The 15,352-nt window shown below is 70.5% G+C and carries 9 protein-coding genes; 4 read left to right on the top strand and 5 right to left on the bottom strand.

What is annotated here, in order from left to right; genetic code table 11:
• From addB to ACIQTU_RS02035, 4 genes are all read left to right on the top strand, one after another.
• Positions 1-3,093 (top strand): double-strand break repair protein AddB, encoded by a 3,093-nt coding sequence (gene addB / locus ACIQTU_RS02050; protein ID WP_400541583.1) that lies wholly within the window; start codon positions 1-3, stop codon positions 3,091-3,093.
• On the top strand, positions 3,090-6,539 hold the full coding sequence (gene addA / locus ACIQTU_RS02045; protein WP_400541580.1) for a double-strand break repair helicase AddA: 3,450 nt from the start codon (positions 3,090-3,092) through the stop codon (positions 6,537-6,539). Before addB ends, addA begins: the two co-directional genes overlap by 4 nt.
• A 126-nt stretch (positions 6,540-6,665) precedes the next feature.
• Positions 6,666-6,998: a thioredoxin gene (gene trxA, locus ACIQTU_RS02040; protein WP_400541577.1), complete on the top strand. Its 333-nt coding sequence runs from the start codon at positions 6,666-6,668 to the stop codon at positions 6,996-6,998.
• Positions 6,999-7,110: 112 nt separating this feature from the next.
• A complete protein-coding gene (locus ACIQTU_RS02035; RefSeq protein WP_400541574.1) occupies positions 7,111-7,560 on the top strand; it encodes a surface-adhesin E family protein in 450 nt (149 codons plus the stop codon).
• 13 nt (positions 7,561-7,573) lie between these two features.
• Here the strand turns inward: ACIQTU_RS02035 and ACIQTU_RS02030 are convergent, their stop codons facing one another.
• The 5 genes from ACIQTU_RS02030 to ACIQTU_RS02010 are packed head-to-tail and all read right to left on the bottom strand — an operon-like array spanning position 7,574 to position 15,306.
• Entirely contained in the window at positions 7,574-9,313 is a 1,740-nt protein-coding gene (locus ACIQTU_RS02030; RefSeq protein ID WP_400541571.1) for an AMP-binding protein, read from the bottom strand.
• Entirely contained in the window at positions 9,310-10,596 is a 1,287-nt protein-coding gene (locus tag ACIQTU_RS02025) for an acetyl-CoA C-acetyltransferase (RefSeq protein WP_400541569.1), read from the bottom strand. The genes ACIQTU_RS02030 and ACIQTU_RS02025 overlap by 4 nt, the downstream gene beginning before the upstream one ends.
• Positions 10,590-11,477: a MaoC family dehydratase gene (locus ACIQTU_RS02020; protein ID WP_400541566.1), complete on the bottom strand. Its 888-nt coding sequence runs from the start codon at positions 11,475-11,477 to the stop codon at positions 10,590-10,592. The genes ACIQTU_RS02025 and ACIQTU_RS02020 overlap by 7 nt, the downstream gene beginning before the upstream one ends.
• On the bottom strand, positions 11,474-12,811 hold the full coding sequence (locus ACIQTU_RS02015) for a 3-oxoacyl-ACP reductase (RefSeq protein ID WP_400541563.1): 1,338 nt from the start codon (positions 12,809-12,811) through the stop codon (positions 11,474-11,476). The genes ACIQTU_RS02020 and ACIQTU_RS02015 overlap by 4 nt, the downstream gene beginning before the upstream one ends.
• Positions 12,811-15,306: an acyl-CoA dehydrogenase gene (locus ACIQTU_RS02010; protein ID WP_400541560.1), complete on the bottom strand. Its 2,496-nt coding sequence runs from the start codon at positions 15,304-15,306 to the stop codon at positions 12,811-12,813. Before ACIQTU_RS02010 ends, ACIQTU_RS02015 begins: the two co-directional genes overlap by 1 nt.
• Positions 15,307-15,352: the final 46 nt, after the last annotated feature.

Genomic DNA, 15,352 nt, shown 5'->3' with positions numbered 1-15,352 from the left:
ATGTCCACGGGGGGCCGCTTCGATCCGTTCGCCGGAACCGGGCCGCGCTGGCGCGCCGTGCCCGCCTGGCGGCCCTTCCTCGAAGACCTCGCCGCCGGGGTGCTCGACTGGCTGGGCGATCAGACGCCCGAGACCCTGACCGACGCCACCATCCTGCTGCCCAACCGCCGCGCCGCCCGCGCCTTCTCCTCGGCGCTCGGCAAGCTGGCCGGCGACCGCCCCGTCCTGCTGCCTCAGGTCCGTCCGCTCGGCGATCTGGAAGAGGACGAGCCGCCCTTCGCCCCCGGCGAACTGGGTCTGGACCTGCCCCCCGCCATCGCCCCCCTGACCCGCCGGTTCGAGATGGCGCGGATGATCGTTGAAGAGTTCGAGCCGGGTATGAAGCCCCTGCGCGCCCTGGAAATGGCCGACGCCCTCGGCGGTTTCCTCGATTCCTGCCAGCTGGAGGAGGTCCCGGACCTGTCGCGCATCGCCGGGCTGGCTGAACAGGATCTGGCCGCCCACTGGCAGGACAGCGCACGCTTCCTCGGCCTCGCCGTCGAGGCCTGGCCCAAACGGCTGGAAGCCCTCGGCCTCGTCGATTCCGCCTGGCGCCGTGCTGCGCTGCTGCGCCGTCTGGCCGAGGCCTGGGACGCCCGCGCGCCGTCGCAACCCGTCATCGCCGCCGGCTCCACCGGCACTGTCCCCGCCGCCGCCGACGTTCTGGCCGCCGTGGCCCGCGCGCCCCAGGGCGTGGTCGTCCTGCCCGGCCTCGACCTCGATCTGGCCGACGGCGTCTGGGACCGCATCGACGACCAGCATCCGCAGGCGGCGCTGAAGGCCCTGCTGACCCGCGCCGACATCTCGCGCGATCAGGTCCGCCCCTGGTTCAAACCTGTCGTCGAGCCCCGCATCGAGGCGCGCGGTCTGGCCCGCCAGCGCCTGATCAACGAGGCCCTGCGCCCCGCCGAGGCCACCGACGACTGGCGCGCCGAGATCGCCCGCCTGCGCGCCGACGCCGCCGAAGCGGGACAGGCCGCGGATCCCATCGCCGAAGGTCTGAAGGGTCTGTCGGCCCTCAGTGTCCGCGCCGAGGAAGAGGCCGCCACGGCCATCGCCCTGCTGATGCGCGAGACGCTGGAAACCCCCGGCCAGACCTGCGCCCTCGTCACCCCCGACCTGGACCTGTCGCGCCGCGTCGAGGCCCGGCTGGCGCGCTGGAACATCATCCCCGACGCCTCGACCGGCGCCCCCCTGTCGCGGATGAGCGCTGGCGTCCTGGTCGATCTCTGCGCCCGTTTCATCGAGACCCCGCTCAAGCCCCAGACCCTGCTGGGCCTGATCAAGCACCCCCTGACCCGCCTCGATCTCGGCGACACCTCCTTGGCTGACGCCGCCTCGGCGCTGGAGGAACACGCCCTGCGCGGCCCGCGTCCGCGCGACTGGGCCGAGATCCAGACCCGCCTGTTGAAGGCCGCCGAGCCCGGTCGCGGCGGCCAGCCCCTGCCCGAATGGAAGGCCGCCCGCCTGTCCGGCGCCCGCGCCCTCGCCGCCCGGCTGCAAGCCCTCGCCGCCGAGGCCCTGTCGGTCTTCGCACCAAACGCTTCCAGGGCCGCCCCCCCCGACGCCGCCGCCCGAGCCCTGACCGCCCTGATCGAGGCCCTGGCCGGTCAGAACGCCTGGGCCGGTCCCGATGGCGAGGCCGCCGCCGCCCTGCTGTCGGCCCTGATCGACGGCGGCGGGTCGCTGGGCGCCGTCAGCCGCGCCGACTTCGCCGCCCTGACCGCCGGTCTGCTGGGCGAGGAGACAGTCCGCACCGGCGGCGCCACCCACCCGCGCCTGCGCATTCTCGGCGCCATCGAGGCCCGTCTGACCCGCGCCGACCGCATGATTTTGGCCGGGCTGGAGGAAGGCGTCTGGCCCCGCCCCGCCCCCGTCGATCCCTTCCTGTCGCGCCCGATGAGGAAGACCTTGGGTCTGCCCACGCCCGAGCGGCGACTGGGCCAGACGGCGCAGGACTTCGTTCAGGCCGCCTGCGCCGACGAGGCCGTCCTGATCCACTGCGAGCGGCGCGGCGGCCAGCCCGCCGTGCGCTCGCGCTGGCTGTGGCGCATGGAGATGCTGACGCGCGGCGCTAATGCCGAGAAGACGCCCGTCGCCATCCCAGCCTCCGCCGGTCTGGCCGACTGGACCCGCGCGCTCGACACCCCGCCGCCCGGCGCCGCCCGCTTCGCACCGCGTCCCATGCCGCGTCCGCCGGTTAAGCGCCGCCCACGCAGCCTCTATGTCACCCGCATCGAGCGCTGGGTGCGCGACCCCTACGCCATCTACGCCCAATGGGTGCTGGGCCTGAACATCATGGACCGGCCCGGAGCCTCGGCCGAGGCGATGGCGCGCGGCAATGCGGTGCACAAGGCCATCGAGCGCATGACCCTGATGTGGCCCCACGTCCTGCCCGACGACTGCGAAAAGCAGATCGAACAGCTGCTGATCGAGGAACTGACCGCCCACGGTTTCGAGGACGCCGCCATGGCGCGCGAGACCCCGCTGGCCCGCAACTGCGCCCGCTGGCTGGCCGGGTTCGAGGCTGAACGCCGGGCGCGCGGCGTCACCCTGCTGATCGAACAGCAGGGGACCATGACCTTCGACGCCCCGGCCGGCCCCTTCACCATGAAGGCCTATGCCGACCGCATCGAGGTGGGCGCCAGCGGCGCCGCCATCATGGACTTCAAGACCGGCGGCGTGCCTTCGGGCAAGCAGGTCAAGGCGGGCTTCGCGCCCCAGCTGACCCTGACCGCCGCCATCCTCGCCGACGGCGGCTTCAAGGACACCAACGGCCCCGTCCCCGCCGACGAACTGACCTATGTCCGCGTCGTCGGGCGCAAGAAGGCGGGCGAGGTCGCGGTGCGCGCCTCCGGCCCCGAAGCGGCGGCGCTGGGCGAAGCGGCGCTGGAGGGACTGAAGAAGCGCGTGGCCCGCTTCGACCACCCCGACACGCCCTACGTCTCCTGGGCCGCGCCCCAGTTCATGGGCAATTACGGCGGCAACTACGACCATCTGGCCCGCGTCTGGGAATGGCACGTCGTCGGCGGCGAAGAAGGCGACAGCGAATGAACATCGCCGCTCCACAGATGCGCCCTGATCCGCAGATCCGCGCCGCCGATCCCGCCCTGTCGGTCTTCGTCACCGCCAACGCCGGCTCGGGCAAGACCACCACCCTGGTCAGCCGCGTGGCCCGCCTGCTGCTGGGCGGGGCCGGCGCCTCGGCCATCCTCTGCGTCACCTACACCAAGGCCGCCGCCGCCGAGATGCAGGCCCGCCTGTTCGAGACCCTGGGCAAGTGGGCGGTCATGGACGACGCCGCCCTGTCCGCCGAACTGGCCAGACTGGACGCCAGCGACCCCGCCGGCCTCAACCCCGCTCGCCTGTCCGAGGCCCGTCGCCTGTTCGCCCGCGCGCTGGAGACGCCCGGCGGGCTGAAGATCCAGACCATCCACGCCTTCTGCGAAAAGCTGCTGCGCCGCTTCCCCATCGAGGCCGGCGTCTCGCCGCGCTTCACCGTGCTGGAAAACGAGGCCGCCATCGCCCTCAGCCACGCCGCGCGCGAAGAACTGGCTCGCGCCGCGCTGAAGGACCTGGACGGTCCGGTCGGTCAGGCCTACAGTCATTTCGCCGTCGAGCTGGACTGGGGTCGCTTCGAGAGCCTGTTGGCCATGATCGAGGCCAGACGCGCCGACCTGACCGACTATGTCGCTCGCGTCGGCGACGGCTCGGCCCCCGGTCCCTACGTCCTGACCGGCGCCGATCCCGACCAGACGCCCGACGCGATCGAGGCCGACTTCATCCGCTGGCTGGACCGGGGCGAAGTCCGCCGCATGGCCGAGTTGATGGCGACCGGCGGCAAGACCGACAAGGACCGCGCCGCCGAGTTGATCCACGCGCTCGATCACGAGTGGAGCTTCCACGGCCTCGGCGTCGTCTTCCTCACGGGAACAGGCTCGCCGCGCAAATCGATGGCCACCAAGCAGGCCCCGCCCGACGCGGGCGGCTGGCTGACCGATCTGCAGGACAAGTATCTGGCCACGCTGGACGTGGTGCGCGCCGCCAAGGTGGCCGCCGACACCATCAAGCTGCTGACGCTGGCCGTGGCCCACGCCGCCTTCTACGAGGCCGCCAAGGCCGAGCGCGGGGCGCTGGACTTCTCCGATCTGGTGGCGAAAACCGTCGACCTGCTGACCCAACGCTCGACCGCCGCCTGGGTGCTGTACAAGCTGGACGGCGGCATCGACCACGTCCTGATCGACGAGGCCCAGGACACAGCGCCCGAGCAATGGGCCATCATGCGCGCCCTGACCGGCGAGTTCTTCTCGGGCGAGGAAACCGACCGCACCGTCTTCGCCGTCGGCGACGAGAAGCAGTCCATCTACTCCTTCCAGGGCGCCCGGCCCGAACGGCTGCGTCAGGAATCCCAGGTCTATGACGCCCTGATCCGGGCCTCCGGTTCCGCCTTCGAGGGCGTGCCGCTGGAGACCTCCTACCGCTCGACCGAGGACGTGCTGGCCTTCGTTGATCACGCCTTCAATGATCCCGAGCGCACCCGCGCCCTGGTCGGCGAGGCGGGCGACATTCCCCGCCACCTGCCCGCCCGCGTCGGCCAGCGCGGCAGCGTCGACCTCTGGCCCCTGTTCATGGACGAGGCCCCACCCGAGCGCGACGCCTGGGACGATCCCGTCGATCAGGAAGGCGTCGCGAGCGCGCGCAAACGCATGGCCGCCGCCCTGGCCCAGGAGATCAGGCGTCAGGTCGAAACCGGAGCCACGGTCTTCGACCGCTCGACCCGCCAGCCGCGCGCCAGCGGCTACGGCGACTTCCTCATCCTGGTGCGCCGCCGCGACGCCACCTTCGAGGAGATCATCCGCGCCCTGAAGAGCGCGGGCGTGCCCGTCGCCGGGGCCGACCGGCTGAAGCTGTCCAGCCACATCGTCTTTGACGACCTCAAGGCCCTGGCCCGCTTCGCCCTCTTCCCCGGCGACGACCTGTCGCTGGCCGAGGTGCTGCGCAGCCCCTTCTGCGACGTGGACGAGGCCTCGCTCTATGATCTGGCCGGCCGCGAAAAACGTCAGGGCCTGTGGCGCGAACTGAAGAGCCGCGCCGATGAACGCCCCGAATGGCGCCGCGCGCTGGACCTCTGCCTGACCGCCCGCGCCGCGCGCGACAGCGCCCCCTTCGCCTTCTTCTCCACCCTGCTCAATCGCGTCGACGACACCGGCGTCTCGGGCCGCGCCCGCGTCCTGACCCGGCTGGGGCGCGAGGCCGAAGAAGCCATCGACGAGACCCTCAATCAGGTCCTGGCCGCCGAGAACCGCGGCGGGGTCGATCTGGAGACCTGCCTCGCCCTGCTGGAAGCCGCCGACGTCGAGGTAAAGCGCGAGCTCGAGGGCCCGCGCGGCGAGGTCCGCGTCATGACCGTCCACGGCGCCAAGGGGCTGGAGGCGCCCGTCGTCATCCTGCCCGACACCACCATGAAGGCGAAAGCCCAGGGGCCGAGCCTGATGCCGGTCGCGCTGGAGGCCATCGGCATGGGCGACGGCGAGGCCTGGCTGATGTGCCCCGGCTCGTCCAAGGAAGACTGCGCCGCCTCCGAGGCAGCCCGCGCCGCGCGCGAGGCCCGCGTCAGCGACGAATCCCTGCGTCTGCTCTACGTCGCCCTGACCCGCGCCCGCGACCGCGTCATCGTCATGGGTCGCGGCTCCAAGCGCTCGCCCGAGCCGGGCGACTGGTGGTCGGTCATCGAAGAGACCTTCAACCGTCTCGGCGACGAGGTGCGGACGCTGGCTGACAACGTCCGTCGCTACGGCGTCGATCTCGACGTCCTGCCCGCCGTCGCCGGCTCGACGGAGCACCGCCCCGAAGCCCCCGCGTGGTCGCGCATCACGCCCGCCCGCGACGACGCCGCCCGCTTCGCCTCCCCGTCGCAGATGCAGGAGCAGAAGCGCATCCCCGCGCCATCGCCCCTGGCGCGCGGCGAGGGCCCCGGCGCGGGTCTCGGCCGCTTCCGGCGCGGCGACCTGATCCACCGCCTGCTGGAACGCCTGCCTGACATCGCCCCCCCCGACCGGCCCGACGCCGCCGTGCGGATGTTGGCCCGCGAACGCGACCTGTCAGACGATCAGCGCGCCGAGATGATCGGCGCCGCCTTCGCCGTGCTGGACGACGCCCGCTTCGCGCCCGTCTTCGGCGCAGGCTCCCGCGCCGAGGTGGCCGTGACCGGCTCCTCGCCCGACCTGCCGCCCGGCGTCTCCATCTCGGGCCGCATCGACCGGCTGGTCGTCACCCCTGAACGGGTGCTGGTGGTGGACTTCAAGTCCAACCGCCCGGCCCCCGATCATGTCGAGGACGCCGACCCCGCCTATGTGCTGCAGATAGCGGTCTATACGGCGGTGCTGCGTCGCCTCTACCCCGACCGCGCGGTCGAGGCGGCCCTGGTCTGGACCGACGGGCCGAAACTGATGGCCGTGCCGCAAGCCCTGATGGACGCCGCCCTTTCAAATGCGCGTTGATTTGTGCGGGAATCGCTCCCACATCTGCGACTGAACGCTGACCGATCCTCAGCGCGCCACTTATTTGGTGCTCAAACAACGAGGCCTCGCGGGCCGAGCGATAGCACCCCTAAAGGAGAGCCATTCATGGCGACCGTGAAAGTCACCGACGAAAGCTTCGACGCCGACGTCCTGAAGTCCTCGACCCCCGTCCTGGTGGACTTCTGGGCTGAGTGGTGCGGACCCTGCAAGCAGATCGGCCCCGCGCTGGAGCAGATCTCGGACGAATTGTCGGGCAAGGTGACGATCGCCAAGGTCAACATCGACGACAGCCCCATGACCCCGTCCAAGATGGGCGTCAAAGGCATCCCGACCCTGATGCTGTTCAAGGACGGCCAGTTGGCCTCGATGAAGGTCGGCGCCATGCCCAAGGGCAAGATCGTCGAATGGCTGGCCGAAGCCGGCGTCAAGGCCGACTGACGATCGTCGTCCGCGAAGACTGACAAGGGCGGCGCATCCCAGGGTGCGCCGCCTTTTTCATGCGCGCCGGGTGGGGTCGCGTGCTATCGCCCCTCCTCCAGAGGGGACGACCATGAAGATCATGACCTGCGCCGTAGCGGCGTCCATGCTGCTGGCCGGCGCGGCCCAGGCGGGCGAATGGCGCATTATCGGAGCGGATCAGGCCACCGCGACCTTCCTGGACACCAGCACCATCCGCATCCCGGCCCAGGGCGCGAAGAAGACCGCCTGGTTGGCGCACGGCCTGGCCGCGACCGATGCGCAGGGCATCGACTACTTCATGACCCAGATCGAATTCGACTGCGCCGCCATGACGCTCGCCGAGCAGTCCGTCCACGCTTACAGCCTGGCGGGACAGGTCGTGGAGTCCTCCACGACGCGCAAGCCCGCCGAGCCGGTCATCCCGGACACGCGCGGACAGCAGATGCATCGCGCGGTCTGCGACGGCACCGACGTTGCCGCGTCGGAGCGCGTGACCGAGGTGCTGGCCCTCTATCGCCAGATCCTGGCCGAGGACGACTGACGGCGCCTCTGCCCTAGCCCCGCAGTTCGCGCCGCAGCACCTTGCCCACCGGCGTCTTGGGCAGGGGCTCCGTTCGGAACTCGACCAGGCGCGGCACCTTGTAGGCCGTCAGCTGCCCCCGGCAGTGGGCGATCAGCATCTCCGCCGTCAGCTCCGGCGAGCGCGGCACGACCATGATCTTTATCCGCTCGCCCTGCACGGGATCGGGCACGCCGACCGCCGCCACCTCCTCGACCAAAGGATGAGACGCCACCACGTCCTCGATCTCGCCAGGATAGACGTTGAAGCCCGAGACCAGGATCATGTCCTTGATCCGGTCCACCAGCCGCACCCGGCCATTGGCCTGCATCACGCCGACGTCGCCGGTGGCCAGCCAGCCGTCCGCCGAAATCGCTTTCGTCGTCTCATCCGGCCGCTTCCAGTAGCCCAGCATGACCTGCGGCCCGCGCACGCACAGCTCGCCCGGCTCGTCAATCCCGGCCCAGCCGCCGTCGTCGCGACGCATCCGCACCTCGGTCGAGGGCACCGGCAGGCCGACCGTCCCGTCAAAGCCCATGGCCTCGGGATGCTCCAGATCGACCCTCCCGATGCAGACCACCGGCGAGGTCTCGGTGAGGCCGTAGCCGTCGACCAGGGGCGCGCCCGTCACCGCCTCCCATTCCTCGGCCACCACCTTCTGCGTCGCCATGCCCCCGGCGATGGTCAACTTCAGGTCCGAGAAGTCGCGGTTTCGAAACGCCTCGGTCTTCAGCAGGCTGGAGAACAGGGTATTCAGCCCCGTCATGCCGACGAAGCGCTCCTTGCGCAGGATCCACTCCACCCGCTTGGCGTCGCGCGGATTGGCGATCAGGATGTTCCTGCCCCCCGCCCCGGTGAACATCATCAGGTTCGCCGTCAGGGAGAAGATATGATAGAGCGGCAGCATGGTGACGTTGCCGATCACCTCGCCCTGATCGATCTGATCCAGCACCCAGGCGCGGCCCTGCAGCGTATTGGCCAGGATGTTGCGGTGGGTCAGCATGGCCCCCTTGGCCACCCCCGAAGTCCCCCCGGTATATTGCAGGAAGGCGATGTCCTCAGGCTTGATCTCGACCGGCTGCAGCGTCAGACGGCGCGCCCGCCGCATCAGCGGCTTCCAGCGATGCGCGTCCGGCAGGCGCCAGGCCGGGACCAGCTTCTGCACATGGCACATCATGGCGCTGACGGCGGCGCCCTTCAGGCCCGGCATCATGTCGCCCATCGCCGTCACCACGACGTGGCGAACCTCGGTCCCCTCGCGCGCCTGCTCCAGCGTGCGCGCGAACATGTCCATCACCACGATGGCCACCGCGCCGCTGTCCTTCAGCTGGTGATGCAGCTCGCGCGGCGTGTAGAGCGGGTTGACGTTGACCACCACCGCCCCGGCGAACAGCACCCCGAACAGGGCCGTCGGATATTGCAGGCTGTTGGGCATCATCAGCGCCACCCGGTCGCCGGGCTGGACGCCGATGGATTGCAGCCAGGCCCCGAAGGCCTGGGCCGCCGTCAGCACCTGGCCATAGGTCAGGGCCGTGCCGAGGCTGACATAGCCGGGCCGCTCGGCGAACCGACGCGAGTCCGCCTCGAACATCTGCTGCACTGAGGTCCAGCGCGCCAACTCGTCGTCGATGCGCGCCGGAACCCCCGGACGGTAATGGGCGGTCCAGAACCGCTCGTCCCAAAGCCGATCCATCTCGGCCGAGTCAGCGGCGTTTTCGATGGCCAGATCGGTCATTTTTCCACCACCGCCACGACACCCTGACCGCCCGCCGCGCAGATCGAGATCAAACCGCGTCCGCCGCCGCGTCGGTCGATCATGGTCGCCAGATTGGCCAGGATGCGCCCGCCGGTCGCCGCGAACGGATGCCCCGCCGCCAGCGACCCGCCATTGACGTTCAGCCGGCTCATGTCGATGGCCCCCGGCGCCCGATCGAGCCCCAGACGGGTCCTGGCGTAGTCGTCATCCTGCCAGGCCTTCAGCGTGCACAGGACCTGAGCCGCAAAGGCCTCGTGGATTTCATAGAGATCAAATTCCTGAAGCGTCAGACCGAGCTTGGCCAGCATCCGCGGCACGGCGTAGGCGGGCGCCATCAGCAGGCCCTCGTCTCCCTTGACGAAGTCCACCGCCGCCGCCTCGCCCGTACGCAAGTAAGCCAGAACCGGCAGGCCGCGCGCCTTGGCCCAGTCCTCGCTGGCCAGCAGCACGGTCGAGGCCCCGTCGGTCAGGGGCGTGGAATTGGCCGCCGTCAGGGTGCCATTCACACGGTCGAACACCGGCTTCATCGTCGCCAGCCTGGCCGGATCGATATCGGGCCTCAGGTTGTTATCGCGCTTCAGCCCCCGGAAGGGCGTGACCAGATCGTCGAACAGCCCGGCCTCCCAGGCGGCGGCGGCGTTGCGGTGGCTGGCCACGGCCAGGGCGTCCTGATCCTCGCGCGGGATGGCCCAGCGCTTGGCCATCTGCTCGCAGCTTTCGCCCATCGACAGGCCGGTGCGCGGCTCGGCGTTGCGCGGCGGTTCGGGCTTGAAGGGGGCCGTTAGGCCGGCGCCCAGAAGGGCCTTGATCCGCCCGCCTGTGGTCTTCTCACGGTTGGCCGCCAGCAGGGCCTTCCTGAACTTCTCGTTCAGCCCGATGGGCGCGTCCGAGGTGGTGTCCACCCCGCCGGCGACGCCGACCTCGATCTGGCCCAGGGCGATCTTGTTGGCCACCAGGATGGCCGCCTCCAGCCCGGTGCCGCAGGCCTGGCTGACGTCATAGGTCGGGGTGTCGTGGCCGATGGTGGTGTCCAGCAGGCTCTCGCGCGTCAGGGAGATATCACGCGACAGCTTCAGCACCGCCCCCGCCGCCACCTCGCCCAGCCTCAGGCCATGCAGGTCGTAGCGGTCGGCCAGACCTTGCAGCGCCGCCGTCAGCATCTCCTGATTGGAGGCCTCGGCATAGGCGGTGTTGGACCGGGCGAAGGGAATGCGGGCGCCGCCCAGAATGGCGACCCGGCGCGGCGCGGAAGCGGTCAGCATACAAGACTATCCTCAGGCGAAAGGGTCAGCCGACCCCGCAGATGGGCGCGCGCCCCGGCAGCGTCACGCACCTCGAAATCACGGATGTCGTCCGCAGGTCCGGCGTAGAGCCCGACCTGTCCCGGCAGGAAGAGCGGCGCACGAAAGGCGACCTCGACCTCGGCGGCGTCCAGCGACGCCGGCGGCGACAGGGCGGCCACGGCCCGCGCCTTGGTCCACATCCCATGGGCGATGGCCCGGCGAAAGCCGAACAGCCGCGCCCCCAGGGCCGAGGTATGGATGGGATTGGCGTCGCCCGAGACGCGGGCGTAGCGACGGCCCAGATCGGCGGGAAGGGTCCAGGTCCCGACCAACCGATCGGCCGCGTCGCCGTTCAAAACCGGGGCCGGATCGCCCCGTCCGGGACGCCCCAGCCGCAGATAGACACTCGTTCCTTGCCACACCGTCGCGCCGTCGCGCGTCGCCGTGGTCTCCAGCGTAAAGGCCTGCCCCTTATCGTGGGCCAGAAATCGCCCGGCCTTCGCCGTCAGCGTCAGCCGGTCGCCGATGTTCAACCGGCCGTGCTGGCGGATGCGGTTGTGCAGATGCACCAGCCCCATCGCCGGGTAAGGGAAGTCCGCCCCGAGCATCAGCCGCATCTGCAGCGGAAAGGCCAGGATATGCGGCGCGGTGATCGGCACGCCCTGTTCGGGCGCAAAGCCGCACAGCCGGGCGTAGGCGCCGACCGCCCCGGCTTCCAGCGTCACGTCGCGTTGCAGCACCCGGCGCGGCAGGATCGCCTCGGCCGGCCTGGCTCGCAACATCCCCCGCAGGGCTCCGCCGACCACAGCAGCCCCCGACAGCGGCGCGTCGAAGCGCTCGATCGCCTCCGCCGCCGTCATGCGCCCAGCAGGCTCTGGCCGCAGACGCGCACCACCTGGCCATTGACTCCGCTTGATGCCGGATCGGCCAGCCAGGCGATGGTCTCGGCCACATCGACCGGGCGCCCGCCCTGACCCATGCTGTTCATGCGCCGTCCGGCCTCGCGGATGGCGAAGGGAATGGCGGCGGTCATCTGCGTCTCGATAAAGCCGGGGGCCACGGCGTTGATGGTGATCCCCTGCGCCGCCAGCTGCGGCGCCAACCGCCGGACCGCCCCAATCCAGGCGGCTTTCGACAGGGCGTAGTTGCTCTGCCCCATGTTTCCCGCGATGCCGCTCAGCGAGGACACAGCGACGATGCGGCCATTGGCGCGCATCCCCCCGCCCTCGACCAGGGCGCGGGTGATGGCCAGGGGCGCCGACAGATTGACCGCCATGACGCTGTCCCACTCGCGCGGCTCCATGCGCGCCAGGGTGCGGTCGCGGGTGATGCCCGCATTGTGGATCACCACGTCGTAGCCGCCGCGCGCCAGCGCGTCGGCCAGCAGGGTCTCGGCGGCGTCGGTCGCCGTGATGTCCAGCGCCAGCGCCTCGACGCCCAGTTCCGCCGACAGGGCCGACAAGCCCTCGCTCGCCCCCGCTACGTCCAGGGCGACCACCTGCGCCCCCTCGGCGACGAACAGGCGGGTGATGGCCTCACCGATGCCGCGCGAGGCGCCGGTGACCAGGACGCGTCGCCCCGCGTGCCCCGCCTGAGCGACGCCGGCCACGGCGGCGCTCACCCGGATCGGCTGGCCCGAGACATAGGCCGAACGCGGCGACAGCAGGAAGGCCAGGGTGCCTTCCGCGGCGTCTTCCGCCCCCGGCGCGACATAGAGCATGTGGACGGCGATGCTGCGCCGCGCCTCCTTGGCAAGAGATCTGACAAAGCCCTCCAGCCCGCGCTGGATCGCCTCGCCCTCGGCGTCGGCCATCAACTCGGGCGGGGTGCCGATCAGCACGATGCGGCCATGTTCGGCCACCGACCGGATCGCCTGATGAAAGAAGCGATAGAGGCCCTGGGCCGAGGCCGTGTCGGCATAGGTCGAGGCGTCGAACGCCAGCCCGCCATAGCGCACGTCCGGCGACCATTCCGCGTGGAGCGTCTGCCCCGACGCCTTGGCCAGCTTCTCCAGCGTCGCCGCCATGCGCCCGCCGCCCTCTCCGCCATGGGCAGGCCCCAGCAGCAGAGGCCCGACCATGCCCGCCCCTGCCTCGGCGCGGCGGCGCAGAGGCGTGGGACGCGGCAGACCCAGCGCCCCCGTCAGCCAGCCGCCGACGCCCGAGTTGGCGAAATCCAGATACCGGTCGCTCATCAGGCCGCCTTCTGCGTCGTCTTGCGGAGCGCGGCCTCAGCCGCCTGCCGTCGCTCCAGCCCGGCGGCCATGTCGAAGTCGGCGGGGAAGTCGTCCACCTGGATCGCCTGATCGGCATAGGTCGCGAAGCGAGCAATCACCGCGCGCTCAGCAGCGTCGATCAGCCCTAGCTCTTCAGCCTTGGCGGCCCAGGCGTTCAGCAGGGTCAGATTCTGCGGCGCGCGGGCGATGCGGCCCGCACGGATGGCGTCCTTCAGCCGCCGCTCGATGGCCTCGACCTGCGGATAGAGATCAAAGGCGACGATGGTGGCAGCGATGGGATCGACCTCGATCCGCGCCGACCAGGAATCGGCCGTCAGGCGGTCGCGCGCCGGGCCGTGCGTCTGGATCAGTCCGGCGACAGCGGCGGCGCACCGGTCGTCCGGTGCGGGCGTCCGCAACCCGAACGGCGCACCGACCAGCTTCAGGAACAGGGCTGCGCCCCGGTTCGGATGGTTGGCCAGCAGGTCGCGCCACGCCGTCCCGGCCCGCGCCAGAGCGTCCTGCGCCGCCCAGTGGACGAAGGGCAGGTCCTCGACCGGGCGGCCCTCGTCCTCGAACCGCTTCAGCACGCTGGACAGGATGAAGAGCTGGGACAGGATGTCGCCCATCCGCCCGGTCATGGCGCCCTTGCGCTTCAAGGCCCCGCCGACCGTGGCCATCGACAGATCCGAAGCCAGGGCCAGCAGGGTCGAGAACCGCGTCGCCGAACGGTAATAGCGCCTCAGCTGCGGCGACGCCCCCGACGGCGCGGCGATCAGCAGCCCGCCCGTCAGGCTGAAGGTCAGGGCCCGCGCCATGTTGCGGAACAGGAAGCCGACATAGCCGAACAGGGCCGCATCGAACGCCTTGATCTCGCCCGCCCCCGCCGTCCGCATCAGCGTCAGGACATAGGGATGGCAGCGGATGGCGCCCTGACCATAGATGATCAGGGTCCGCGTCATGATGTTGGCGCCCTCGACGGTGATGGCGACCGGGATCTGCTGATAGGCGCGGGCCAGGAAGTTGCCCGGCCCCATGCAGACGCCCTTGCCGCCGACCACGTCCATGCCCTCGTTGATGACAATGCGGGCGCGCTCGGTGACATGATATTTGGCGATGGCCGAGACGACCGAGGGCTTCTCGCCCTGATCCAGCGCCGCCGCCGCCAGACGCCGCACAGCGTCCGAGGCGTAGAGGTGCCCCGCCATCCGGGCCAGAGCCTCCTGCACCCCCTCGAAGGCGCCGATGGGCTGGTTGAACTGGCGTCGGATGGCGACGTAGGCCCCGACCATGCCGACGGCCAGCTTGGACATGCCGACATTGGACGACGGCAGAGAGATGGCCCGGCCCGCGGCCAGACACTCCATCAGCATCCGCCAGCCGTTCCCGACCTGCTCGCGCCCGCCGATGACCATGTCCATGGGCACAAAGACGTCGTCGCCGCTGGTCGGGCCGTTCTGGAAGACGGCGTTCAGCGGCCAGTGACGCCGTCCGATATTCACGCCCGGATGGTCGCGCGGGATCAGGACGCAGGTGATGCCCGGCTCCGCCTCACCGCCCAGCAGGCCGTCGGGATCGGTCGCCCGGAAAGCCAGCCCCAGCACGGTCGCGACCGGGGCCAGGGTGATGTAGCGCTTTCGCCAGCTGATGCGGAAGCCGAGGGTCTCCTCGCCCTTCCACATCGCCTTGCAGACCACCCCGGTATCGGTGATCGAAGCGGCGTCGGACCCCGCATAGGGGTTGGTCAGGGCGAAGCACGGAATTTCCTCGCCGCGCGCCAGGCGCGGCAGATAGTGGTCCTTCTGCGCTTCCGTGCCGTAGTGCAGGAGCAGCTCCGCCGGGCCCAGGGAGTTCGGCACCATGACCGAGACCGCCGCCGCCGAGCAGCGCGTCGACAGCTTCTGGATCACCTGGCTGTGACCATAGGCCGAGAAGCCCCGGCCGCCGTAGGCCTTGGGAATGATCATCCCCAGGAAGCCCTTGTCCTTGGCGTAGGCCCAGGCCTCGGGCGACAGGTCCTGCCAGACGGAGGTGGTCTCCCAGTCGTTGGCCAGATCGCACAGATGCTCGGTCTCATTGTCGAGGAAGCTCTGCTCCTCGGCGGTCAGCCCCGGCGCGGGCGTAGCCAGCAGCCGTTTCCAGTCGGGCCTGCCAGCGAACAGTTCGGCGTCCCACCAGACATTGCCCGCCTCGACCGCCGCCTGTTCGGTCGGGCTCATCCTCGGCATGATCTGACGGAAGCCCGCCATGGCCGGGCGAGACAGAATGGCCCGGCGCAGGGGCTTGACGGTCAGCAGCAACAAAACCGGCGCAAGCACCGCCGCCATGATCCCCGCCGTCGTCGGCGTGATCACTTGCGCGCCCCAGCCCGCCGCGATCCAGGCGGCGACGGCCAGCGTCCACGCCGCCATCCGCGCCTGAACGAAGGTCAGGATGAAGACCCCGAGGGCCAGCGCGCCAATCCAGATCAGCATGGTTCTTTCCTCACGGCCGACACGGTCCCCCCGACGGCCTCTCTCG

Origin of the sequence: Brevundimonas sp. NPDC090276, assembly GCF_044772165.1 — a bacterium.
Taxonomy (GTDB): Bacteria; Pseudomonadota; Alphaproteobacteria; order Caulobacterales; family Caulobacteraceae; genus Brevundimonas.
Note: the sequence above shows the minus strand (reverse complement) of the source record. Positions and strands in the feature narration are given on the sequence as shown.

Bases quoted from the DNA above. Each gene is read 5' to 3' on its own strand.
- ACIQTU_RS02020 (WP_400541566.1), bottom strand. From the start codon at position 11,477: ATGACGGCGGCGGAGGCGATCGAGCGCTTCGACGCGCCGCTGTCGGGG.
- ACIQTU_RS02015 (WP_400541563.1), bottom strand. From the start codon at position 12,811: ATGAGCGACCGGTATCTGGATTTCGCCAACTCGGGCGTCGGCGGCTGG.
- trxA (WP_400541577.1), top strand. From the start codon at position 6,666: ATGGCGACCGTGAAAGTCACCGACGAAAGCTTCGACGCCGACGTCCTG.
- ACIQTU_RS02035 (WP_400541574.1), top strand. From the start codon at position 7,111: ATGAAGATCATGACCTGCGCCGTAGCGGCGTCCATGCTGCTGGCCGGC.
- addB (WP_400541583.1), top strand. From the start codon at position 1: ATGTCCACGGGGGGCCGCTTCGATCCGTTCGCCGGAACCGGGCCGCGC.
- ACIQTU_RS02010 (WP_400541560.1), bottom strand. From the start codon at position 15,306: ATGCTGATCTGGATTGGCGCGCTGGCCCTCGGGGTCTTCATCCTGACC.
- ACIQTU_RS02025 (WP_400541569.1), bottom strand. From the start codon at position 10,596: ATGCTGACCGCTTCCGCGCCGCGCCGGGTCGCCATTCTGGGCGGCGCC.
- ACIQTU_RS02030 (WP_400541571.1), bottom strand. From the start codon at position 9,313: ATGACCGATCTGGCCATCGAAAACGCCGCTGACTCGGCCGAGATGGAT.
- addA (WP_400541580.1), top strand. From the start codon at position 3,090: ATGAACATCGCCGCTCCACAGATGCGCCCTGATCCGCAGATCCGCGCC.